Consider the following 22,106-nt stretch of genomic DNA (forward strand, 5'->3'; position numbering starts at 1 on the left):
GATGTGCAGGGCATCGCGACGGTGGTGGAGGGGTCCATGACTCAGGGGGCCGGGCAGGAGCCCGTGGTGCGCACGGCGACATTGCGTGACTTCCGCGTACCGCCGTACGCCCGCGTGCCCGTACAGGGCCATGCCACCGAGCAGGGCCATTCCACGGAACCGACGTCCACGGAGCCTCTGCCGGTGCCCGCACCGACCGAGCACCCACCCGCTCCCGCACCACAGCGGACGGCACCCGCCGCACCCGCGACACCCGCCGCGCCCGCACCGCCGCAGGCCGCACCCGCGGTGCCCACGGGCCCGCCCGCGCCCACCGCGCCCATGCCCGCCGAGCCGACCCTCCACCTGGGACACCGTCCCGCCCCCGCGTACCCCGCGGCGGCCGGCTCCTCCATCGTCTCCGTCGCCACCGGCCACCCCGGAAACGCCTTCCCCGACGCCGGGATGCCGGACGGGTACACCCCGACCGAGCGCGACCTCCCGATCATCAAGCGCGGCGACACCGTCCAGGTCCCGGTCACCCCCGAACCCGCCACGGCGGCCGGACCCGCCGCCGCGAGCGGCGAGGGACCCGGCCCGCTCTACGTCGTCGGCGACGTCCACGGCTACCTCGACGAACTCGTCGCCGCCCTGCGCGCCCAGGGGCTCATCGACGAGAACGGCGGCTGGGCCGCGGGCAACGCCCGCCTCTGGTTCCTCGGCGACTTCACCGACCGCGGCCCCGACGGCATCGGCGTCATCGACCTCGTCATGCGGCTGTCCGCCGAGGCCGCCGCCGCCGGCGGCTACTGCAAGGCCCTCATGGGCAACCACGAGCTGCTGCTCATCGGCGCCAAGCGCTTCGGCGACACCCCGGTCAACTCCGGGGCGGGTACCGCCACCTTCCAGGCCGCCTGGCTGCTCAACGGCGGCCAGAAGCACGACATGGACCGGCTCCAGGACGTCCACCTCCAGTGGATGTCCCGGCTCGACGCCGTCGTCCTGGAGGACGACCACCTCCTCCTGCACTCCGACACCACCGCTTACCTCGAATACGGCGCGACCATCGAGGACGTCAACGACACGGTCCACGAGATCCTCAACCGGAACGACGCCGACGAGGTCTGGGACGTCTTCCGCAAGTTCACCAAGCGCTTCGCCTTCCGGGACGAGGGCGGCCCGCAGGCCGTCCAGGAGCTGCTCTCCACCTATGGCGGCCACCGGATCGTGCACGGCCACAGCCCCATCCCGTACCTCCTCGGCCAGGTCGGCACGGAGGAGGGCGAGGACAGTTCGGGCCCGGTCGTCGACGGACCGCACGTGTACGCGGACGGGCTGGCGATCGCCATGGACGGCGGAGTGACCATGGCCGGAAAGCTACTGGTCGTCCAACTCCCCCTGAACGGCTGACGCATCACACTGCGCATCCGGGAACGGCGAATTCAGGAAACACCCTGTCAACGCGTGGCTCGACCGCAATACCATCGGGTCCATCCGTAGCAGGCTCTCCTCCGTTTCCGCCCAACCGACCGTTTCCCACGGCAGATCAGGGCCTACGGAGCATCGGGGGATGCACATGAACGTGGCTCCGCACCTGCTGACCGAGGACCGCGCCGAGTACGAGCGGGTCCTCGACGACGCACTGAGCACCGCCCACGCACGTCCGGATCTCGCCGGAGCCGGCACCCGGCTCACGCTCGCGCAACTGCGCGCCATGACGCTGAACGCGACGACGCTGGTCACCAGCGCGGCGGCGAGCGAGTACGACCACTTCGTGAAGGTGCGCGAACAGAACCGCGCGACCCTCGGGGCACGCCCCGCGGAGAATTCCGACCGCCCCGGCGCCGGCCCGGGCGTCGTCGCGATCCTCACCGTCATGGTGCCCGTCCTCGCGGGCACGGCTGCCGTCATATTCCTGCTGGTCGGCGCGGTTCTGCGCGCACTCGCCCCCACCATGGTGTTCGGGGCGACGCTCCTCACGGCCGGTCTGGTCTTCGGCGCCGTGGCCGCGGCCGGACTGCTCGGCGCGGCCGTCGGACTCCTCATGACGGCCCTGCGGAACAGTCCGGCCGCCGTGCGCACGGGGTCCGCGCCGGACGACGAACTGTCCCGCGCCCGGGAGGCCTGGCGCCGCGCCCTTCTCGAACGCGGCATCCTCCCCTTCCTCCGCGACGCCCTCGCCGCCACCGCCCCACCCACGGGCTCACCGCCGACGCCCCAGACCTGACACGCAGCCGGCCCGCGACTCCCCCGGGGTCGCGGGCCGGCCGAGCGCTGGTGGAGGTCAGTCCGCCAGCGGCAGATAGACGCGGTTGCCGCTCGCGGCGAACTCCTTGGACTTCTCCGCCATGCCGGCCTCGATCTCCTGCTGCGTACCGCCGTGTTCACGACGGATGTCCTGCGAGATCTTCATCGAGCAGAACTTCGGACCGCACATCGAGCAGAAGTGGGCGGTCTTCGCGGGCTCCGCCGGCAGCGTCTCGTCGTGGAACTCGCGGGCGGTGACCGGGTCGAGCGCGAGGTTGAACTGGTCCTCCCAGCGGAACTCGAACCGCGCGTCGGAGAGCGCGTCGTCCCACTCCTGCGCGCCCGGGTGCCCCTTGGCGAGGTCCGCCGCGTGGGCCGCGATCTTGTACGTGATGACGCCGGTCTTCACGTCGTCCCGGTTCGGCAGGCCCAGGTGCTCCTTGGGCGTGACGTAGCAGAGCATGGCCGTGCCCCACCAGGCGATCATCGCCGCGCCGATGCCGGAGGTGATGTGGTCGTACGCGGGCGCGACGTCCGTGGTCAGCGGGCCGAGGGTGTAGAACGGCGCCTCCTCGCAGATCTCCTGCTGGAGGTCGATGTTCTCCTTGATCTTGTGCATCGGGACGTGCCCGGGGCCCTCGATCATCGTCTGGACGTTGTGGCGCTTGGCGATCGTGTTCAGCTCGCCGAGCGTGCGCAGCTCCGCGAACTGGGCCTCGTCGTTGGCGTCCGCGATCGAGCCGGGACGCAGGCCGTCGCCGAGCGAGTACGTGACGTCGTACGTCGCCAGGATCTCGCAGAGCTCCTCGAAGTTCGTGTAGAGGAAGTTCTCCCTGTGGTGCGCGAGACACCACGCGGCCATGATCGAGCCGCCGCGCGAGACGATGCCGGTCTTGCGGCGCGCGGTGAGCGGCACGTACGGCAGGAGTACGCCGGCGTGCACGGTCATGTAGTCCACGCCCTGCTCGGCCTGCTCGATGACCGTGTCCTTGTAGATCTCCCAGGTCAGGTCCTCGGCCCTGCCGTCGACCTTCTCCAGGGCCTGGTAGAGCGGCACGGTGCCGATCGGGACGGGGGAGTTGCGCAGCACCCACTCGCGGGTGGTGTGGATGTTGCGGCCGGTGGACAGGTCCATGACCGTGTCGGCGCCCCACTTGGTCGCCCAGGTCATCTTCTCCACCTCCTCCTCGATGGAGGAGGTGACGGCGGAGTTGCCGATGTTGGCGTTGACCTTCACCAGGAACCGCTTGCCGATGATCATCGGCTCGATCTCCGGGTGGTTGACGTTCGCCGGCAGCACAGCGCGACCTGCGGCGATCTCCTCCCGTACGACCTCGGGGGAGACGTTCTCGCGGATGGCGACGTACTCCATCTCCGGGGTGATCTCGCCCCGGCGGGCGTACGCGAGCTGGGTCACCGCCTGGCCGTCGCGGCCGCGGCGCGGCAGGCGCGGGCGGCCGGGGAAGACGGCGTCGAGGTTCTTCAGCCCGCCACCGCGCGGCGAGGTGTGCTTGATGCCGTCGTCCTCGGGACGGGCCGGGCGGCCCGCGTACTCCTCGGTGTCGCCGCGCCCGATGATCCAGTTCTCGCGCAACGGCGGAAGGCCCCTCCGTACGTCGGTGTCGACGGTGGGGTCGGTGTACGGGCCGGACGTGTCGTACAGCGTGACGTCCTTGCCGTTGGTGAGGTGTACCTGACGGACCGGCACCCTGAGGTCGGGGCGCGAGCCCTGGACGTACCCCTTGTGCCAGCCCGGCGTGCGCTCACCGTCGACAGAGGTGCCGTCCTGGTCGGAGGCAGGCGTGCGTGCATCCTGAATGGTCATGAGACCGATCTCCCTACGCCGGCATTACCCGGTAACAGGTTCGGCGGTCGGCGCAGCCTCCTCCCGTACGTGCGTACGGTGATCAGCGCCCTCTCAGCCCGGTGCTCCGAGCTCCCGCGTGTGCAAAGGTGCCACCACGCTAGCGTCATCCCGGGCGTGCTGAACAGTGGGCCCCCGCCGTTCTTGCGATGATCGGTCGGTGACTTCCCCCCAGCAGACTCCCGAGCCGCACGGCCACGACCACGGTCCAGGCCCTTCCCACGGCCACGCCCAGGGGCACGGCCACAGCCACAACCACGGGCCGGCCGCACCGGTGTCCCGGCATCTGCGCAAGGTCATCGCCGCGGTTCTGATCCCCTTCGCCACGGCCGTCGTGGTGGGGCTCGTGGTGCTGTGGCCCGGCGGCGCCCCACCACATGAGCGCACCGGGGTCGGCTTCGACCGGCAGACCGAGCAGGGCAAGGTCGTCGCCGTCGAGCAGGTCGACTGCGCGGACGTGAACGCCGCGCAGGTCCCGCCGACCGGTGACACCTCCACCCCTCAGGGGCGCGAGGCGGTCAACGCCCAGCAGGGACAGTGCGAGAAGGCGACCATCGAGGTCACCAGCGGCCCGGAGAAGGGGCGCCGGTTCACCGAGATCGTGCAGCCGGACGCACCGCGCCAACTGGACGAGGGGCAGGGGGTGGTGGTCGCGTACGCCCCCGACGCGCCGCGTGACCTCCAGTACTCGGTGACCGATGTGAACCGCAAGATCCCGCTGGCGGTGCTCGCAGGGATCTTCGCCCTCGTCGTCGTGCTCGTCGGCCGGATGCGCGGAGTGATGGCGCTGATCGCCCTCGCCGCGAGCTTCCTCGTGCTCACGTTCTTCATCCTGCCCGCGATCCTGCAGGGGTCGAATCCGCTGGTCGTGGCGATCATCGGATCGAGTGCGATCATGCTGATCGCGCTCTACATGTGCCACGGCCTCTCGGCACGCACCTCAGTGGCGGTGCTGGGGACGCTGATCTCCCTGCTGCTGATCGGACTGCTCGGCTCCGTCTTCATCGACTGGGCGTCGCTGAGCGGCAACACCGACGACAACACCGGCCTGATCCACGGCCTCTACCCGAGCATCGACATGTCCGGTCTGCTCCTGGCCGGAATCATCATCGGTTCACTCGGTGTGCTCGACGACGTGACGGTCACCCAGACCTCAGCGGTCTGGGAGCTGCACCAGGCCGATCCGGGCATGGGTCCGCGCGGGCTCTACCGGGCCGCCATCCGCATCGGACGCGACCACATCGCCTCGGTCGTGAACACCCTGGTGCTCGCCTACGCGGGTGCCGCCCTCCCATTGCTGCTGCTCTTCTCCATCGCTCAGAGCAGCATGGGGACGGTGGCCAACAGCGAGCTCGTCGCCGAGGAGATCGTGCGGACTCTGGTCGGGTCGATCGGTCTGGTCGCCTCCGTGCCGGTCACCACGGCACTCGCGGCACTGGTGGTCTCCGCCGACCGGCCGACGTCCGAAGGACAGCGGCCCGCGGCGGTACGGGGCGGGCGTCGGCGCCGCGCCAAGTGACGTAGGGCCCGGCGAGTCAGGCCGGGCCCGCGTTCTCCTCGGCCAGAATCCGGCCCAGGGCGGCCTCCAGGTGGTCTTCGAAGTCGCCGAGTGTCCGTTCCTGACCGAGCGGGACCAGCTTGTCCGTGCGGTCGAGGAAGGCGACCAGCGGCGGTGCGCTCGCCCTGAAGAGGGCGCGGTCGCCGCCGACCTGAAGTCGGATGGAGACGTCCGAGAGGCCCTCGGGCTCGGTCGGGGCGATGTGCACATCGCCGTCGCCGCTCGGCCGGTTGATTCCGTCGAGGAGCAGCTCCCTGCCGAACGCCCAGGTGACGGGCGCATCTCCGGGGAGGTGGAAGGTCATCCGCACCGCGTAGGGATCCCGGGACTCATATCGCAGTTCGACCGGGATCCTGAAGGAGAGCTCCTCGGAGACGAGGAAGCTCATCAGGACTTCGGCCTGAACGGACTCTCGCATCGTGTACCCCGCAGTAGATGAAGCAGTTGTGTGAACACAGCTGCTGAAAGCTGTGACCGAAACGGCCAGGAATGATCCCCCGTGGCCCTCTTGACGCAATCGTGCTGTAAGCGCTAGCAGATCACAAGGAGTGATTTTTCAGATACTGATAGAGAAAGCGAGCGAGCTGAAGAGCCTTCCGATCTCTGTACGTAGTCGCTCGACTGCCGGGAGCAACCGTTCTTCCTGGTGAAGGGGGAGAGAAATGGCCATCGCGCCCGCTGCGGAGCCTGCGGTGATGGGGATCGCGGCACAGACCGTGCCGAGCGCATATTCCTGACGCTCCACCAGGGGCTCCATTCGCCCCAAACCGTCCAAACGCTCCAAAAGCAGACGGCGATTACGCACGGTGAACGGTGTGATCGCTTCCACCGGATGCCGGTCGAGGTGGTCTTGACGGGATTTCGAATCGAGTTGACTCAGCAGACACTGCCCGATCGCGTGCGCGTGGGCGGTCTGCCGGAAGTCGGCCCATTCCTCCACGGCGGGGGCGGAAGGGGTGTCGGCGACGGCGACGAGCTCGATCTCCCCCTCGCGGTAGAGGGCGAAGTAGACCGGCACACCGATCTCGTCCCGCCAACGGGCAAGGGAGTCTTCGATCTTGATGCGACGATTCTGCACAGCTTCGCCGCCGGCCAGTCGGACGGCGGCTTCGCCCAGCACGAACACACCCTTCTCACGGCGCAGATAGCCCTCGTGCGTCAGGGTGCGGAGCAGGTGGTACGTGGTGGGCAGCGGAAGGCCCGTCTCACGGGCGAGCTGTTTGGCGGGAGCACCGTCCGCATGGGAGGACACGGCCTCCAGAAGTCTCAGCGCCCGCTGCACCGAGCCGATCAGGGTAGGCGCAGCGGTCTGCGTAGCCGTGGCCAAAGGTCACCCCCAGGCGTGACAACGGATGCACTGCACCCGCCCGCGGGGGCCGCCCCCGCGCGCCCGCCGGGCCTGGGAAACCGCTGGTCAGTACGGAGGTCTACGCCTGTAGTCCCCAACGCGGCGGAGAGATTCCACTCTAGTGGCAGCTCCAGGGCGCGCGCCCTGATTAGCCGGGCGCGTTCCCCCGGGCGGGCTAATAGCCGTCATCGGCTTCATACCGATCAGTAGCTTGTGCTACCAGTCCTCACGAGCACGGTCGGAGGAGCTGAACTTCCGCACGACGTAGATCAGTCCGGCGACGAGGGCCACGAAGAGCAGCACCTTGAAGAGCAGCCCGACCACGAAGGCCAGGACGCTGGTGATCAGTCCGCCGAAGACGAGCAGGGCGAGCGCCGGTATGGCGACCCACTTCACCCACCAGGGCATCCCCGCGAGAATCTCCCGTACGGCCATCGTCCCTACCTCGCTCTCGAAGATCCGTTCCGCGCACTCCGCGCCGAACAACTTCAAGGCTAGGGGCCCGAAGAGGCCCACAGGGGCCCCACGGCCCCCGCTCTCCCCTGATCCGACCCCTAGGGGGTCCGCGCAGATCAGGCCCGGCCCACGGCGCTCAGCTCTCCGGCGGCGAGAAGACCACCATCACCCGCAGGTCCTCGCTGATGTGGTGGAACTTGTGCTCCACCCCGGCCGGCACATAGACGACGCTGCCACGCGCCACCTGCGTCGTCTCCGTCCCGACCGTGATCGCCGCCCGGCCGCTCACCACGAAGTACACCTCGTCCTGGCGGTGCGGCTGCTGCGGGTCGAGCTCCCCGGCGTCCAGCGCGTACAGGCCCACCGACATGTTCCGCTCCCGCAGGAACTGGAGGTACGCGCCCTTGTTCGCGGCGCGCTCCGCCTCGAGTTCATCCAGTCGGAATGCCTTCATCGCCCGTCCGCCCCTGCCTCTGTCCGATCATGTCTGCCACGATCAGACACATGATGAATTTCGTAGTCAAGACGCTCGCGAACGCGGGCGCCCTGGGAGTCGCCGTCTGGTGGGTCCCGGGCATCACCCTGACCGGTGACAGCACCGGCAAGAAGATCCTGACCCTGATTCTCGTCGCCCTGGTCTTCGGGCTCGTGAACTTCCTGGTGAAGCCGATCGTCAAGCTGCTGACGCTTCCGCTCTTCATCCTGACACTCGGTCTGATCACCCTCGTGGTCAACGCCCTGATGCTGCTCCTCACGTCCTGGCTGGCCGAGCAGTTCGAGCTCAGCTTCCACGTGGAGGGCTTCTGGACCGCCGTCCTGGGTGGCCTGATCATCTCCGTCGTGTCGTGGGCCCTGAACCTCGTGCTCCCCGACAACGACTGAGTGGCGACCATGACCTACCGCGTCTGCTTCGTCTGCACGGGCAACATCTGCCGCTCTCCGATGGCCGAGCACGTCTTCCGCAGCCAGCTGGAGGACGCCGGCCTCGACACGGCGGTGGAGGTCGACAGCGCCGGCACCGGCGGCTGGCACGAGGGCGACGGCGCAGATCCGCGCACCATCGCCGTCCTCGACGAGAACGGCTACACCTCCACGCACGTCGCCCGCCGATTCCGGGCCTCCTGGTTCTCCGACCTCGACCTGGTGATCGCACTGGACGAGGGGCATCTGCGGGAGCTGCGCGAGCTCGCCCGCACGCCCGAGGAAGCGGCGCGGATACGGCTGCTGCGCTCCTACGACCCCGCCGCCGGGGACCGGCTCGACGTCCCCGACCCTTACTACGGGGGCCGCGAGGGCTTCGACGAGTGCCTGGAAATGGTGAAGGCCGCAGGCGAGGGACTGCTCGCGGCCGTACGCCTTGAGATCGAGGAGCGGACACCGTGACCGACGAGTCATACGGAGACGGCACGCGCGCCGTACGGGCGGGACTGCCCGAACCCGTGAAGTACGAGCCGACCCTGCCGGGGCCGGTCTTCGCCGCGCACTTCCACCTGCCGGGCGAGCCGACGGGCCCGTACACGTACGGCCGCGACGAGAACCCCACCTGGACCCATCTGGAACGGGCCATCGGCGAGCTGGAGGCGCCGGGGGAGCAGGACGTCGAGACGCTGGTCTTCGCCTCGGGCATGGCCGCGATCTCCGCCGTCCTCCTCTCCCAGCTGAAGGCGGGCGACGCGGTGGTGCTGCCCACCGACGGCTACCAGGCCCTGCCCCTGCTCCACGAGCAGCTGCGGGCGTACGGCATCGAGGTCCGCACCGCGCCGACCGCCGATGACGGCCAGCTCGCCGTCCTCGACGGGGCCCGTCTCCTGTGGATCGAGACCCCGTCCAACCCCGGGCTCGACGTCTGCGACATCCGGCGCTTGGTGCGCGAGGGCCATGCGGCGGGGGCGCTCGTGGCCGTCGACAACACCCTCTCCACGCCGCTCGGCCAGCGTCCCCTCGAGCTGGGCGCGGACTTCTCCGTCGCCAGCGACACCAAGGGCATGACCGGGCACGGGGACATCCTGCTCGGCCACGTCAGCTGCCGCGATCCCCAGCGGGCCGCGGAGGTACGGCGCTGGCGCAAGGTCGTCGGGGCCATCCCCGGGCCCATGGAGGCCTGGCTCGCCCACCGTTCGCTCGCCACGCTCCAGCTGCGCATCGACCGGCAGTGCTCCACCGCCCTCACGCTCGCGCGGACGCTCGCCGGGCGCGCGGACGTGACCGGGCTGCGCTATCCGGGGCTGCCGGGCGACCCCTCGCACGCGGTGGCCGCCCGGCAGATGCGGCGCTTCGGGCCGGTGATCTCCTTCGAGCTGGCGGACCGGAAGCGGGCCGAGCGGTTCCTCGAAGAGCTGCGGCTCGTGGACGACGCCACCAGTTTCGGCGGCGTGCGCTCCACGGCGGAGCGGCGTGGGCGCTGGGGCGGGGACGCGGTCGCCGAGGGATTCATCCGGTTCTCGGTCGGCGCCGAGGACCCGGAGGACCTGATCGCCGACGTGCTGCGGGCCCTCGACGAGGCCGGATCCGCCGGCTGAGGCCGAGGTCACCGGCCGTGTGTACGCGGAAAGGGGCGCTCCGAGCCTCCCCCCTCGTGGCTCGGAGCGCCCCGGTTCCACGCGCGGAGACCGCCTGTACAAGGCTAGTTGACTGAGCGTCAGTGTCCAATCACGGTAGCGACAGCGACCTATCGACTTATTTATAGTTGGACGGTCCTGAGGCGCAGTCAGCCGACCGCCTGAGCCGGACGGCCGCACGGCCGGGAGGGGGCGGGCATGGATCTTGCCCTGCTGCGCACGTTCGTCACGGTGCACCGGGCCGGCTCCTTCACCCGCGCCGCCGCGCTCCTCGGCCTCTCCCAGCCCGCCGTCACCAGCCAGATCCGGACCCTCGAACGACAACTCGGGCGGCCCCTCTTCCTCAGACAGGCCCGCGGGGTCACCCCGACGAGCATCGGCGACGAGCTCGCCCACCGAGCCGCTCCCCATCTGGACGCCCTCGTCGAGATCGCCGAGACCGGCCTCGACGAGGAGAGCGGTCTGCGTACCCTCCATGTCGCCGGGCCCCCGGAGTTCACCGCTCTCCGCGTCCTGCCGGCCCTGACCCCCCTCGTCGGCCAGGGGCTCGCCGTACGGGCGTCGTTCCTCGGCAACACGGAGGAGATCCTCGACGGCCTCGCCGCGGGACATCACGATCTGGCCGTCGCCACCGCCCGTCCCCGAGGCGGCCTGCTCGTCGCCACCCCGCTCTGCGACGAGGAACACGTCCTGGTCGCGGCGCCGCGCTGGGCGGCCCGGCTCTCCCCCGAGGCCCTCCTCCGCAAGGGCGCGGTGGTCCTCGAGCAGCTTCCGGTGGTCGAGGTGCACGAGTCGCTGCCGTTCGTCTCCCGCTACTGGGCGAGCGTCTTCGAGACCAAGCCGGCGGTCGCCGCCACGGTGATCGCCCCCGACCTGCGCGCCGTACGGGAATCCGCCGCCTCCGGCGCCGGGCTCGCCGTCCTGCCCCGCTACCTCTGCGAGGAGGCCCTCGCCCAAGGCCGGCTCGTGGCACTGCTCGACCCGCCGGTCCCTCCGCTCCGGACCTACTTCCTGGTCGTACGCACCGGCACGCTGGCGCTGTCGCCCATCGCGCGGGCTCACGAGGAACTGCTGCGGGCCGCCGCGGCCTGGTGAGTTTCAGGACACCTCGGACGGGCCATTTTCTTCCCATGAACGAACGGCCCGTGATCAAACGCACCGCACGCGCCATCCTGCTCGACGGGGACGACCTCATCCTCATCAAGCGCACCAAGCCGGGGATGGATCCCTACTGGCTCACGCCCGGTGGGGGCGTGGAACCCACCGACGCCACCGTCGTCGAGGCCCTGCACCGCGAGGTGCACGAGGAACTCGGCGCCAAGATCACCGATGTGGTGCCCTGCTTCGTCGACACCGTCGAGCACATCGTCGACGGCGGGGTCTCCGGGGTGAAGGTCCAGCACTTCTTCGTGTGCCGGCTCGGCTCCATGGACACCTCGCTGCGGCACGGTCCCGAGATGGACGACCCGGTCGGCGAGTACGAGATCGTCCGGGTGCCCTTCAGCCGGGTGGGGATCGCCGCCGTGCACCTCGTTCCGCTCTCCCTGCGCCACTACCTCGACGGCAACATCGAGGGTGTCCGCGCCATGCACGCACCCGACCTGGGCTGATCCGAGGGCGTCGGGGCGAGCTCCGACAGGAAGTCGTGCCGGATGCGCTCCGCGGGGACCCCCGCTCCCCGGAGCGCGTCCACCCCGCGGCGGACCATGCCGAGCGGACCGGAGAGGTAGGCGTCGCGTTCGCCCCAGGGACCGAAGCGGCAGACGGCCTCCGGAAGCTTTCCCTGCTCCTCGGTGACCGGGTGGACGGAGAGCCAGGGAAAGGTCTTCTGAAGCCGCAGCATCGTGTCGATGTCGTAGAGGTCGTGACCGCTGCGCGCTCCGTAGAAGACGTCGACCGAGCGCCGGTCCCCGTGCTCGGCGACGTCCTCCACCAGGGCCTTGATCGGCGCGATCCCGGTGCCGCCGCCCACACAGAGCAGGCCGGTGTCCGTGGAGTGGTCGACCGTCATGGAACCGGTCGGCGGGCCGAGCCGCAGCACGTCACCCGGGCGGGCCCGATGGACCAGCGCGTTGGACACCCACCCCGCCGGAACCGCCTTGACGTGGAGGGAGAGCAGGCCGTCGGGCCTGGGCGCCGAGGCGAAGGAGTAGTGGCGCCAGATCCGCGGCCACCACGGGGTCTCGAGCGTCGTGTACTGCCCAGCGAGAAAGGAATACGGCTGGTCGGGCCGGAGCGTGACGACGGCGACGTCAGGGGTCCGCAGATCGTGCGAGACGACCTCCGCCTGCCACCAAGCGGGCGCCGAGCGCTCGTCCGCCGCCGCCGCGTCGATCATGATCTGGGAGATCGTCGTGTACGTGCGGACCCAGGCCGCCTCGGTCTCCTCGTCCCAGCTCGCCGTCGCGTACCGGACGAGCGCCCCGATGAGCGCCTCGCCCACGGCCGGATAGTGGGCGGAGTGGGTGCCGTACTTGCGGTGCCCTCTGCCGAGGTTCTCCAGGTACGAGGTGAGCACCGGTGTGTCGTCCAGGTGCTCCGCGGCGGTGAGGAGGGCCTTCAGAAGCCGGTCCCGCTGGGTGTCCATGGCCGCCGGGAACATCTCGCGCAGCTCGGGATTCCGGATGAAGAGCAGCGCGTAGAAGTACGAGGTCACCCGGTCGGCGACCGGGGCGATCTCCGCCAGGGTGCGGCGCACGAGCACCGCGTCGGCGGAGCCTCCCCCGGATATTCGAGGCTCGTTCTCGTCCGCCGTCGTGGACTCCTTCTCACCCGCCGACGGAGCGTGCTTCCCGTCCGGCATCCGGGTGTCGTATGTGTCCGTCGTCCCCGGCTCACGGCCGTCCGCGTCCTCCGCTGCCTTCGTGGTGGTCGGAGCATCCATCATGTGCCTCGCCCTCGCGCTGGCCGGCTTCCGTGGTCGCAGGATGACCCCTCCGATCACCGCTTCGGACGGAAAGCGGCGTTCTCGGGCCATAGGGCCGGGTTTCTGGCTAGGCTGCGCGGTTTTGGACCAGGGAGTAGGCCTCGCGGAGATCTCCGCCGGTGTAACTGTGGCGGGAGAGTCCGGCGAGATGGTGGTCCGCGTTCACAGCGACGCTGTCGGGCACGATCGCGAAGAGCTCCGCGTCGGACATCGAGTCCCCGTACGCGACACAGTCGGCCGAATCCACCCCGAAGTCCGCACAGAGTCGACCCGCGATCCGTACCTTCGCCCTCGCGTCGAGGATGCCGGGCCGGTGGATCGGCTCGGTGAACGGAACCGACGGCCAGCGTGAACCGTGTGCCGCGTCGACGCCCCAGTCGAGAAGCCGCTCGACGAAGAAGTCGGGAGAGAGCGAGATGACCGCACAGCGGTCGCCCCGGGCCCTGATGTCGGCCCAGACCTCGCGAATGCCGTCCAGCCAGGGCGCCCCCTCGAAAGCAGCCGCGACATGGTCCAGAGTGAGCGCGGTCCACAGCTCGCGCGCCTGGACGGCGAACTCGTCCGGGGCGAGCCCCCGCAGGAAGCCCTTTTCCAGGGCGGCGATCTCGTCCACGAGGTCCAGCTGCCGGGAGATCTCGACGGCTGCCGCCGATCCCCGGATCAGGGTGCCGTCGAGATCGAAGAGGTGCAGTCGCTGTCTACGCGGTTTCACGTGAAACATCGTCCCCATGCCAGGGGAGGGAAGCAACGCCCTCTCGGGTATCGGCCAGATCCGGTAAAGCGGTGGACGGAAGATCACCGCGTCGGAGAGCCTGAAAGCATGCCGATCTCCTCCCCCCTCGCACAGCTCCCCATCCGGCGCCTCACCTCGGACGACCTCCTCGCCTGCGCCGACCTCTCCGAGAACCGGGGCTGGTACCGCGAGGAGTACAAATGGGGGCTCTTGCTCACCGCAGGGACCGGTTACGGCATCGACGACCCCTCCGGAAACGGGCTGGCCGCCTGCTCCGTGGTCACCTCGTACGGCCCTGGGCTCGCCGCGATCGGCATGGTGCTCGTCGCCGAGCGGTACGCACGCCAAGGGGTGGGACGCCGTCTCATGCGGCACGTCGTCGAGGAGGCCGGGGACACACCGCTCACCCTGTACGCCACGGCGAACGGGCAGCCCCTGTACGAGCAGCTGGGCTTCACGGAGACGACCCGGGCGGAGATGGTGCGGGGGCACTTCACCTTCAGCACGCCTGCCCCCGCCGTTCCGGTACGCCCGGCGACAGCGGACGACCTCCAGGCGGTCCTGCGCCTGGATCATGAGATCTTCGGCCTCGATCGCACCCACATGATCACCCGGCTCCCCGCGTTCGCGGACCATCTCCGGGTCGCGGAGGAGGACGGCGAGATCACGGGCTTCGCGGCGGCCTGGCCCAACATGGACACCCATGTCATCGGACCGCTGATCGCCCGGGACACCCCCACGGCGCAGGCCCTGTTCGCCTCACTGGCAGCAGTCAGCGACCGCCCGCTGCGCACGGACATCGACGTGCGGCACACCGTCCTGCTGCGGTGGGCGAAGGAGAACGGCATCGACTCCATCGCCACCACCTCGCTGATGGTCCGCTCCCTCCCCGATCTCCCCGGCGACTGGCGGCGCCGCTTCGCCCCCCTGACGGTCGCGGCCGGATAGCCCCGTCGCATCCGCGGAACGCTCCGGCGAGTGAGAGGCGATTTACTTGCACACGCGCATTATTGCGTTGCATCGTCTACCCTGGGGCCCAGAGCCACTCCGGTGCCGAGGAGAGATCGAGGAGAGATCATGACCGCGACGGACCCCGCACTCACCGCGCTGTCCCAGCGCTGGTGCGCCCTCTCTCTGCTGCACGGCAGGATCGAGTCCCATATCGAGCGTGCGCTGGAGGCCCGTCACGGTCTGAGTGTGCGGGAGTACTCGCTCCTTGACGTCCTCAGCCGCCAGCACAGCGGCCCGGGCGGCCACCTCCAGATGAAGCAGGTGGCCGACGCCGTCGTGCTCAGCCAGAGCGCCACCACCCGGCTCGTCACCCGGCTCGAAGACCGTGGTCTGCTCACCCGGTACCTCTGCGCCACCGACCGTCGCGGCATCTACACCGATGTCACCGAGGCCGGCCAGAAGCTCCTGGAAGAGGCTCGCCCCACCAACGACACCGCGCTGCGTGAGGCCCTGGACGAGGCCGCGAGGAACCCGGAGCTGGCCCCGCTGGTCCAGGTCGTGGAAGGCGTGAGCGTTCCCGCCTGACCGGCGGCCGGAACGGGCGCGGGTGGCCCCTTGAGCCCACCCGCGTACCCTGCCGGGCATGAGCGATCTTGATATACGCCCCGCCACCACGGGTGACCTCGAAGCCATCGTCGCGATGCTCGCGGACGACCCCCTGGGCGCTCAGCGCGAGTCCCCGGACGACCTCGGCCCGTACCTCTCCGCCTTCGAGCGCCTCGCGAGCGACCCGAACCAGCAGGTCGTGGTCGCCGTCCGCGAGGACAAGGTCGTCGGCACCCTCCAGCTGACGATCATTCCCGGACTCTCTCGCCGGGGCGCCACACGCTCGGTCATCGAGGGCGTCCGCATCCACGCGGACGAGCGCGGCAGCGGTCTCGGAACCCAACTCATCGAGTGGGCCGTCGAGGAGTCCCGGCGCCAGGACTGCCGACTCGTCCAGCTGACCTCCGATGCCACCCGTACCGATGCCCACCGCTTCTACGAGCGCCTTGGCTTCGAGGCCTCTCACCTGGGCTTCAAGATGAACCTCTGAGGCGAGGGGCGGGGCGGACGCAGGGCCGGGCGGACGCGGGGCGGGACGGCCGCGCGCCGGGACACAGGCCCCGGCGCGCCGGTCACGTGTTCCACGTGAAACACCCTGGAACGGCTCAGAGACCGCGCCAGCCCGCCTCGTCCACCCCACCAGGGACCGCGTCCGCCGGCGCGTACGGCTCGCGCGTGAAGACGAACGAGCCGAGGTCGAGATGGCTCACGCTGCCGTCGGCGCGCCGGACCACCCGGAGCGTCTCCCCCTCGTAGTAGCCGTTCAGCCCGACCCAGCCACCGTCGGGGAGTGCCCGGAAACGGGCCCGTCGGCCGACTCCCGTCAGAGGTTCCAGCACCACGCCCCGCTCGGATCCGAGCCGTAGCCCGTAGCCATACGTACCCCAGTACCAGGTACCGGTCAGGGCGAGGAGCTCCTCGTCGACCTCGGCCTCCGGAATCGGGCGCCAGGGCTCCGGGAACCTCGGCTCCGCCTCGGCCACGATCCGCACGAGATCGGCGGCCACGACCGACGTCAGCGGCCCTGAAGTGGCATTGGCGAGTGCGATCGCCGCGAGACCGTCCTCCACGCTCACCCACAGGGCGGCGACGAAGCCGGGCAGCGAGCCCGTGTGACCGATCAGGGTCCGGCCGTCCTTGCGCAGCAGCTGGAGACCGAGCCCGTAGCTCCCGTCCCAGTCCCCCTCGCCGGCCGGGGAGGCCGGAGCCCGCATCTCCTCCACGGAGGCCGCGGCGAGCACCCGCTCGTCACCCGCCGCCAGGAACGCGGCGAACCGGGCGAGATCCGCCGCCGTCGACCAGAGCTGCCCCGCCGGTGCCATCAGCCCCAGCGACTCGGACGGTTCGGGAAGCATCACGTCGGCCCAGGGATGCACCGCCCAGCCGCCGGCGTGCGGGGCGACCGGATCGACCGTCGTACGGCCCAGCCCCAGGGGCGCCAGGATCTCGCGTCGCAGCGCCTCCTCCCAGGACACCCCTCGCACGGCCTCGACCAACGAACCCAGCAGGGTGTAACCGGGGTTGGAGTAGTGGTGCCGGCGCCCAGGAGTCTGGAGGAAGGGCTGCTCCCCCAGTACGTCGGAGAGCTCCGGCCGCAGCGAGGCGGGCGACCGTTCCCACCAGGCACCGGGTGCCTCGGCCGCGAGGCCCCCGCTGTGGCCGAGGAGTTGAGCGATCGTCACCTCGCCCGCGCCCGTGCCCTTGAGGTGCCGCTCCAGCGGGTCGTCAAGACCGAGGAGCCCCTCGTCCCGCAGCCGCATCACCAGCACGGCGGTGAACACCTTGGTGAGAGACCCGATCCTGAACTGTGTGTCCGCGTCCGGGGCGTGCCCGTCCACACAACTGCGCGCACCGCTCCACACCAGCGCTCCGTCGCGCACCACCGCCCCCACGAAGGAAGGCGACCGCCCCTCGGACTGGGCGACCGCGACGCGATGCAGCAGAGCCCGCTCGGTGCCGGGCAACAGGGCTTCGAAAGATGTCGTCATGAGGACCATCCAACGCGATGATCCTCCGCGAAGCTTCCCGCTTTCTCCCGAACGGCCCGATGCCGGCACCACCCACGTGCGGAAGACCCGATAGAAGACAGACCCCGGCGCCTTCAGGCGCCGGATGCGGTCACGTCTGGGCCATGTCCACGAAGCGGGAGTAGTGGCCCTGGAAGGCCACGGTGATCGTGGCCGTGGGGCCGTTACGGTGCTTGCCCACGATGATGTCCGCCTCGCCTGCCCGGGGGGACTCCTTCTCGTAGGCGTCCTCGCGGTGCAGAAGGATCACCATGTCGGCGTCCTGCTCGATCGATCCGGACTCACGGAGGTCGGAGACCATCGGCTTCTTGTCGGTGCGCTGCTCGGGACCACGGTTCAGCTGGGACAGCGCGATGACGGGCAGCTCCAGCTCCTTGGCGAGGAGCTTCAGGTTTCGCGACATGTCGGAGACCTCTTGCTGGCGGCTCTCCTGCCGCTTGGAGCCACCGGACTGCATGAGCTGCAGATAGTCGATGATGACGAGCTTGAGGCCGTTGCGCTGCTTGAGCCGGCGGCACTTCGCCCGGATCTCCATCATCGACAGGTTCGGGGAGTCGTCGATGTAGAGCGGGGCCTGCGAGACGTCCGGCATCCGGCGGGCGAGGCGGGTCCAGTCCTCGTCGGTCATCGTGCCGGAGCGCATGTGGTGCAGCGCGACCCGGGCCTCGGCCGAGAGCAGACGCATCGCGATCTCGTTGCGGCCCATTTCGAGCGAGAAGATGACGCTGGGCAGGTTGTGTTTGATGGACGCCGCCCGGGCGAAGTCCAGGGCGAGAGTCGACTTACCCATGGCGGGACGGGCCGCGATGATGATCATCTGACCAGGATGGAGGCCGTTGGTGAGCGAGTCGAGGTCGGTGAAGCCGGTGGGCACTCCGGTCATCTCGCCGCTGCGGGAGCCGATCGCCTCGATCTCGTCGAGCGCGCCCTCCATGATGTCGCCGAGCGGCAGGTAGTCCTCGGTGGTGCGCTGCTCGGTGACCGCGTAGATCTCGGCCTGTGCCGAGTTCACGATCTCGTCGACGTCTCCGTCAGCCGCGTAGCCCATCTGCGTGATCTTGGTACCGGCCTCCACGAGGCGGCGCAGGACGGCCCGCTCGTGGACGATCTCCGCGTAGTACGAGGCGTTGGCCGCGGTCGGTACGGACTGGACGAGCGTGTGGAGGTAGGAGGCGCCGCCGACGCGCGTGATCTCGCCGCGCTTGGTGAGCTCGGCGCCGACCGTGATCGGGTCGGCCGGCTCGCCCTTGGCGTAGAGGTCGAGGATCGCGGCGTAGACCGTCTCGTGGGCGGGCTTGTAGAAGTCGTTGCCCTTGATGATCTCCACGACGTCCGCGATGGCGTCCTTGGAGAGCAGCATGCCGCCGAGGACGGACTGCTCCGCGTCGAGGTCCTGTGGGGGAACGCGCTCGAAGCCGGAGAGACCGCCGTCCCAGGGACCGTCGCCGCCCCGCTCGTGCTGGTCGTCCCGTCCCCTGCCGCGCCCGCGCTGCCCATCGCCGCGTGTGCGGGCGGGCAGCCGGTCGCTCGGTCCGCTGTCGGCCCAGGGGTCGTCCAAGGGCTCGGTAACGCTCACCAAGCCACCTCCTCCCGTCCGCTCCGCGGACCTCGCCATGCCACTCTTTCTTACGCCACGGCCTTCAACAAAGAGTGGCTTCGCGACCGCTTCTGGCGCGTCGGGCGCCGGTCCACGGTAGGCCCGCGGGAGGCGTCAGCCAATCCGGTTATCCACAGGCCCTGTGGGTGAAGGGCCAGATGCTGTGGAGAACTCACCGGAACCTGTGCACGGAGCGGGGGACAGTCATGTGGACAAACTCATAGACCCTCCGCCTCCACCTATGTGACCTGGGGTTTTAGCATCCACGGGCTGTGGGGGAGAAAAACTTTTCACCCTGGACCAAGATCAGAACAAACGACCCACACCCGAAGCCCCTTACCGTCATCACGTAAGGACTCCAAGAGCATTGCATCTCTTACCTGTGGAAGATTAGATTGCTCTCATGACCCAGGCCCCCGCGACCCCCAAGGCCGTCCGCCGACAGCACGACCGCGAGATCGTCTCCCTCGCCCTGCCGGCCTTCGGCGCCCTCGTCGCCGAGCCACTCTTCCTGATGGTCGACAGCGCTGTCGTCGGCCACCTCGGCACACCCCAGCTCGCGGGTCTCGCGATCGCCGCGGCCCTGCTGTCCACCGCCGTCAGCGTCTTCGTCTTCCTCGCTTACGCCACCACGGCCGCCGTCGCCCGCCGCGTCGGCTCCGGGGACCTTCAGGCCGCGATCCGCCAGGGCATGGACGGCATCTGGCTCGCCCTCCTCCTCGGCGCCGGCGTCGTCGCCCTGACGCTCCCGGCGGCACCGTGGCTCGTCGGCCTCTTCGGGGCCTCCGACACCGCCGCCCCCTACGCCGTCACCTACCTCCGGATCTCCAGCCTCGGCATCCCCGCCATGCTGGTGGTCCTGGCCGCCACCGGCGTCCTCCGCGGCCTGCAGGACACCCGTACACCGCTCTACGTGGCCATCGCCGGCTTCACGGCCAACGCCGCGCTCAACATCGGACTCGTCTACGGGGCGGGCCTCGGCATCGCTGGATCCGCCTGGGGCACGGTCATCGCCCAGTGCGGTATGGCCGCTGCCTACCTCTTCGTGGTCGTACGGGGCGCCCGGCGTCACGGAGCCTCCCTCCGCCCTGACGCGGCCGGCATCCGCGCGTCCGCGCAGGCCGGTGCCCCGCTCCTCGTCCGTACGCTCTCGCTCCGCGCGGTTCTGCTGATCGCCACGGCCGTCGCGGCCCGCCTCGGCGACGCGGAGGTCGCCGCTCACCAGATCATCCTGTCCCTGTGGAGCCTGATGGCCTTCGCCCTCGACGCGATCGCCATCGCCGGCCAGGCCATCATCGGCCGCTACCTCGGCGCGGAGGACGCCGACGGCGCACGCCAGGTCTGCCGCCGCATGGTCCAGTGGGGTGTGGTCTCCGGAGTGGTCCTGGGCGTCCTCGTCATCGTTGCCCGGCCCTTGTTCATCCCGCTCTTCACCAGCGACGCCACGGTCCAGGACACGCTGCTCCCGGCCCTGCTCGTCGTCGCGCTCTCCCAGCCGATCTCAGGCGTCGTCTTCGTCCTCGACGGCGTCTTGATGGGCGCGGGGGACGGTCCTTATCTGGCGTGGGCCATGCTGCTGACTCTCGCGGTCTTCGCCCCGGTCGCCATCGCCATCCCGACGCTCGGCGGCGGACTGACGGCACTCTGGTGGGCCATGACGCTGATGATGTCGGTCCGGATGGCGACGCTCTGGCTCCGCTCCCGCTCCGGCCGCTGGATCGTCACGGGCGCCACACGGTGAATGTTTCACGTGAAACGCCCCGTTCCGCCGGTTGACCGAGAACGGCGGAAGGGCCGCACCCCGAGGGGTGCGGCCCTTCCTCACTGCTGAGCGCAGACTGCCAAGGGCAGCGTTACGCGGCGACGACCTCGACGCCGAGCTTCGCGGCAACCTCGGGGTGCAGACGCACGGACACCTGGTGCGAGCCCAGGGTCTTGATCGGCGAACCGAGCTCGACGCGACGCTTGTCGACGTCGGGGCCACCCGCGGACTTGATCGCCGAGGCGATGTCGGCCGGGGTCACGGAGCCGAAGAGACGGCCGGCGTCGCCGGAGCGAACGGCCAGGCGCACCTTCGTGCCCTCGAGGCGGGCCTTGATCTCGTTGGCCTGCTCGATGGTCGCGATCTCGTGGATCTTGCGGGCGCGGCGGATCTGCGCCACGTCCTTCTCGCCACCCTTGGTCCAGCGGATCGCGAAACCACGCGGGACCAGGTAGTTGCGAGCGTAGCCGTCCTTGACGTCAACGACGTCGCCAGCGGCACCGAGGCCAGAGACCTCGTGGGTGAGGATGATCTTCATTTTTCGGTCACCCTTCCCTTATCGCGCGGTGGACGTGTAGGGCAGCAGCGCCATCTCACGGCTGTTCTTGACTGCCGTGGCGACGTCACGCTGGTGCTGCGTGCAGTTGCCGGTGACGCGGCGGGCACGGATCTTGCCGCGGTCGGAAATGAACTTCCGCAGCATGTTCGTGTCCTTGTAGTCCACGTACACGGTCTTGTCCTTGCAGAACGCGCAGACCTTCTTCTTAGGCTTGCGCACAGGCGGCTTCGCCATGGTGTTTCTCCTGTGTGATCAAGAAGTGGGGGTACGAGCTGCTTCGAGGGCTTGCGCCTTAGAAGGGGGGCTCGTCCGAGTAGCCGCCGCCGGAGTTTCCACCCCAGCCGCCACCGCCGCCGGCCTGCTGACCGCCGCCGGAGGAGGGAGAGGGACCGCCGGTCGCCCACGGGTCGTCGGCGGGAGCACCGCCACCACCCTGCTGGCCACCGCCGGAGCTTCCACCCCAGCTGCCACCGCCGCCGGCCTGCTGGCCGCCGCCACCGCCGCCGAAGCCTCCACCCTGGCCGCCGCGACCGGTGGTCTTGGTGACCTTGGCCGTGGCGTTCTTGAGGCTGGGGCCGACTTCCTCGACGTCCAGCTCGTAGACCGTGCGCTTGACGCCCTCACGGTCCTCGTAAGACCGCTGCTTCAGCCGGCCCTGCACGACGACGCGCATGCCTCGCTGAAGCGACTCCGCGACGTTCTCCGCCGCCTGACGCCAGACCGAGCAGGTGAGGAACAGGCTCTCGCCGTCCTTCCACTCATTGGTCTGACGGTCGAAGGTGCGGGGGGTGGACGCGATACGGAACTTCGCGACCGCCGCACCGGACGGGGTGAAGCGCAGCTCGGGGTCGTCGACAAGATTGCCGACGACCGTGATGACGGTCTCGCCTGCCATGGGGGAACCTCTCGGCGGGATTGCTTCTGGCTGCTGTGTT

At 69.7% G+C, this 22,106-nt stretch carries 24 protein-coding genes; 12 read left to right on the forward strand and 12 right to left on the reverse strand.

All coding sequences use genetic code 11. The annotated features are described in order from the left end of the window. The first annotated feature begins 36 nt into the window (after positions 1-36). Positions 37-1,389: a metallophosphoesterase gene (locus IO20_RS0108310; RefSeq protein ID WP_030549726.1), complete on the forward strand. Its 1,353-nt coding sequence runs from the start codon at positions 37-39 to the stop codon at positions 1,387-1,389. Positions 1,390-1,549: 160 nt separating this feature from the next. Continuing rightward, positions 1,550-2,206 carry a hypothetical protein gene (locus tag IO20_RS0108315; RefSeq protein ID WP_030549727.1) on the forward strand — a complete coding sequence of 219 codons (657 nt, stop codon included), beginning with the start codon at positions 1,550-1,552 and terminating at the stop codon, positions 2,204-2,206. A gap of 57 nt (positions 2,207-2,263) precedes the next feature. On the opposite strand, the gene thiC is transcribed toward IO20_RS0108315, so the two are convergent. After that, complete coding sequence (gene thiC, locus IO20_RS0108320; RefSeq protein ID WP_030549728.1) at positions 2,264-4,051, reverse strand: phosphomethylpyrimidine synthase ThiC; 1,788 nt, start codon at positions 4,049-4,051, stop codon at positions 2,264-2,266. Positions 4,052-4,250: 199 nt separating this feature from the next. Here thiC and IO20_RS0108325 point away from each other — a divergent pair, with 199 nt between their 5' ends. Then, complete coding sequence (locus IO20_RS0108325) at positions 4,251-5,609, forward strand: YibE/F family protein (RefSeq protein ID WP_245684894.1); 1,359 nt, start codon at positions 4,251-4,253, stop codon at positions 5,607-5,609. A gap of 16 nt (positions 5,610-5,625) precedes the next feature. Here IO20_RS0108325 and IO20_RS0108330 read toward each other — a convergent pair whose 3' ends face one another. From IO20_RS0108330 to IO20_RS0108345, 4 genes are all read right to left on the reverse strand, one after another. Then, positions 5,626-6,066, reverse strand: a complete 441-nt coding sequence (locus IO20_RS0108330) for an SsgA family sporulation/cell division regulator (protein ID WP_030204907.1) — start codon at positions 6,064-6,066, stop codon at positions 5,626-5,628. Positions 6,067-6,204: 138 nt separating this feature from the next. Next, positions 6,205-6,975, reverse strand: a complete 771-nt coding sequence (locus IO20_RS0108335) for an IclR family transcriptional regulator (protein WP_211270351.1) — start codon at positions 6,973-6,975, stop codon at positions 6,205-6,207. A 237-nt stretch (positions 6,976-7,212) separates the two neighbouring features. Beyond that, positions 7,213-7,431, reverse strand: coding sequence for a DUF5326 family protein (locus IO20_RS0108340; RefSeq protein WP_030549731.1), 219 nt, complete (start codon positions 7,429-7,431; stop codon positions 7,213-7,215). A 157-nt stretch (positions 7,432-7,588) separates the two neighbouring features. Then, positions 7,589-7,906 (reverse strand): cupin domain-containing protein, encoded by a 318-nt coding sequence (locus tag IO20_RS0108345; RefSeq protein ID WP_030204915.1) that lies wholly within the window; start codon positions 7,904-7,906, stop codon positions 7,589-7,591. A 50-nt stretch (positions 7,907-7,956) separates the two neighbouring features. Here IO20_RS0108345 and IO20_RS0108350 point away from each other — a divergent pair, with 50 nt between their 5' ends. From IO20_RS0108350 to IO20_RS0108370, 5 genes are all read left to right on the forward strand, one after another. After that, entirely contained in the window at positions 7,957-8,334 is a 378-nt protein-coding gene (locus IO20_RS0108350; RefSeq protein ID WP_030549732.1) for a phage holin family protein, read from the forward strand. Between the two features lie 9 nt (positions 8,335-8,343). Further along, positions 8,344-8,835, forward strand: coding sequence for a low molecular weight protein-tyrosine-phosphatase (locus IO20_RS0108355; protein WP_030549733.1), 492 nt, complete (start codon positions 8,344-8,346; stop codon positions 8,833-8,835). Further along, a complete protein-coding gene (locus IO20_RS0108360) occupies positions 8,832-9,971 on the forward strand; it encodes a cystathionine gamma-lyase (protein WP_030549734.1) in 1,140 nt (379 codons plus the stop codon). The genes IO20_RS0108355 and IO20_RS0108360 overlap by 4 nt, the downstream gene beginning before the upstream one ends. Positions 9,972-10,208: 237 nt before the next feature. After that, positions 10,209-11,105: a LysR family transcriptional regulator gene (locus IO20_RS0108365; protein WP_030549735.1), complete on the forward strand. Its 897-nt coding sequence runs from the start codon at positions 10,209-10,211 to the stop codon at positions 11,103-11,105. A 35-nt stretch (positions 11,106-11,140) separates the two neighbouring features. Further along, positions 11,141-11,620, forward strand: coding sequence for an NUDIX domain-containing protein (locus tag IO20_RS0108370; RefSeq protein WP_030549736.1), 480 nt, complete (start codon positions 11,141-11,143; stop codon positions 11,618-11,620). On the opposite strand, the gene IO20_RS0108375 is transcribed toward IO20_RS0108370, so the two are convergent. Together IO20_RS0108375 and IO20_RS0108380 are read right to left on the reverse strand one after the other, a co-directional pair. Continuing rightward, positions 11,563-12,894 (reverse strand): globin domain-containing protein, encoded by a 1,332-nt coding sequence (locus IO20_RS0108375; protein ID WP_425423704.1) that lies wholly within the window; start codon positions 12,892-12,894, stop codon positions 11,563-11,565. The genes IO20_RS0108370 and IO20_RS0108375 overlap by 58 nt on opposite strands. 109 nt (positions 12,895-13,003) lie before the next feature. Then, positions 13,004-13,657: an HAD family hydrolase gene (locus IO20_RS0108380; protein ID WP_030549738.1), complete on the reverse strand. Its 654-nt coding sequence runs from the start codon at positions 13,655-13,657 to the stop codon at positions 13,004-13,006. Between the two features lie 99 nt (positions 13,658-13,756). Between IO20_RS0108380 and IO20_RS0108385 the strand changes: the two genes are divergently transcribed. The 3 genes from IO20_RS0108385 (at position 13,757) to IO20_RS0108395 (ending at position 15,716) form a co-directional block, all read left to right on the forward strand. Then, a complete protein-coding gene (locus IO20_RS0108385) occupies positions 13,757-14,617 on the forward strand; it encodes a GNAT family N-acetyltransferase (protein ID WP_030549739.1) in 861 nt (286 codons plus the stop codon). 129 nt (positions 14,618-14,746) lie between these two features. Continuing rightward, on the forward strand, positions 14,747-15,205 hold the full coding sequence (locus IO20_RS0108390; protein ID WP_030549740.1) for a MarR family winged helix-turn-helix transcriptional regulator: 459 nt from the start codon (positions 14,747-14,749) through the stop codon (positions 15,203-15,205). A gap of 58 nt (positions 15,206-15,263) precedes the next feature. Beyond that, a complete protein-coding gene (locus tag IO20_RS0108395) occupies positions 15,264-15,716 on the forward strand; it encodes a GNAT family N-acetyltransferase (RefSeq protein ID WP_030549741.1) in 453 nt (150 codons plus the stop codon). A 115-nt stretch (positions 15,717-15,831) separates the two neighbouring features. Here IO20_RS0108395 and IO20_RS0108400 read toward each other — a convergent pair whose 3' ends face one another. Both IO20_RS0108400 and dnaB read right to left on the reverse strand, forming a co-directional pair. Continuing rightward, positions 15,832-17,214, reverse strand: coding sequence for a serine hydrolase domain-containing protein (locus IO20_RS0108400; protein ID WP_030549742.1), 1,383 nt, complete (start codon positions 17,212-17,214; stop codon positions 15,832-15,834). A gap of 130 nt (positions 17,215-17,344) precedes the next feature. Next, positions 17,345-18,829 carry a replicative DNA helicase gene (gene dnaB / locus IO20_RS0108405; protein ID WP_078945978.1) on the reverse strand — a complete coding sequence of 495 codons (1,485 nt, stop codon included), beginning with the start codon at positions 18,827-18,829 and terminating at the stop codon, positions 17,345-17,347. A gap of 424 nt (positions 18,830-19,253) precedes the next feature. On the opposite strand from dnaB, the gene IO20_RS0108410 reads away from it, so the two are divergent. Beyond that, positions 19,254-20,591 carry an MATE family efflux transporter gene (locus IO20_RS0108410; protein WP_030549744.1) on the forward strand — a complete coding sequence of 446 codons (1,338 nt, stop codon included), beginning with the start codon at positions 19,254-19,256 and terminating at the stop codon, positions 20,589-20,591. A gap of 112 nt (positions 20,592-20,703) precedes the next feature. Here the strand turns inward: IO20_RS0108410 and rplI are convergent, their stop codons facing one another. From rplI to IO20_RS0108425, 3 genes are read right to left on the reverse strand one after another with little or no spacing between them, the layout of a single operon-like run. Continuing rightward, positions 20,704-21,150: a 50S ribosomal protein L9 gene (rplI, locus tag IO20_RS0108415; protein ID WP_030204953.1), complete on the reverse strand. Its 447-nt coding sequence runs from the start codon at positions 21,148-21,150 to the stop codon at positions 20,704-20,706. A gap of 18 nt (positions 21,151-21,168) precedes the next feature. Continuing rightward, the gene (gene rpsR / locus IO20_RS0108420) at positions 21,169-21,405 is read right to left on the reverse strand and encodes a 30S ribosomal protein S18 (RefSeq protein WP_003956534.1); all 237 of its coding nucleotides are present in this window, start codon (positions 21,403-21,405) and stop codon (positions 21,169-21,171) included. Between the two features lie 58 nt (positions 21,406-21,463). Continuing rightward, positions 21,464-22,066 carry a single-stranded DNA-binding protein gene (locus tag IO20_RS0108425; RefSeq protein WP_030549745.1) on the reverse strand — a complete coding sequence of 201 codons (603 nt, stop codon included), beginning with the start codon at positions 22,064-22,066 and terminating at the stop codon, positions 21,464-21,466. Positions 22,067-22,106 lie beyond the last annotated feature (40 nt).

The organism is Streptomyces exfoliatus, assembly GCF_000725545.1.
Lineage (GTDB): Bacteria > Actinomycetota > Actinomycetes > Streptomycetales > Streptomycetaceae > Streptomyces > Streptomyces exfoliatus.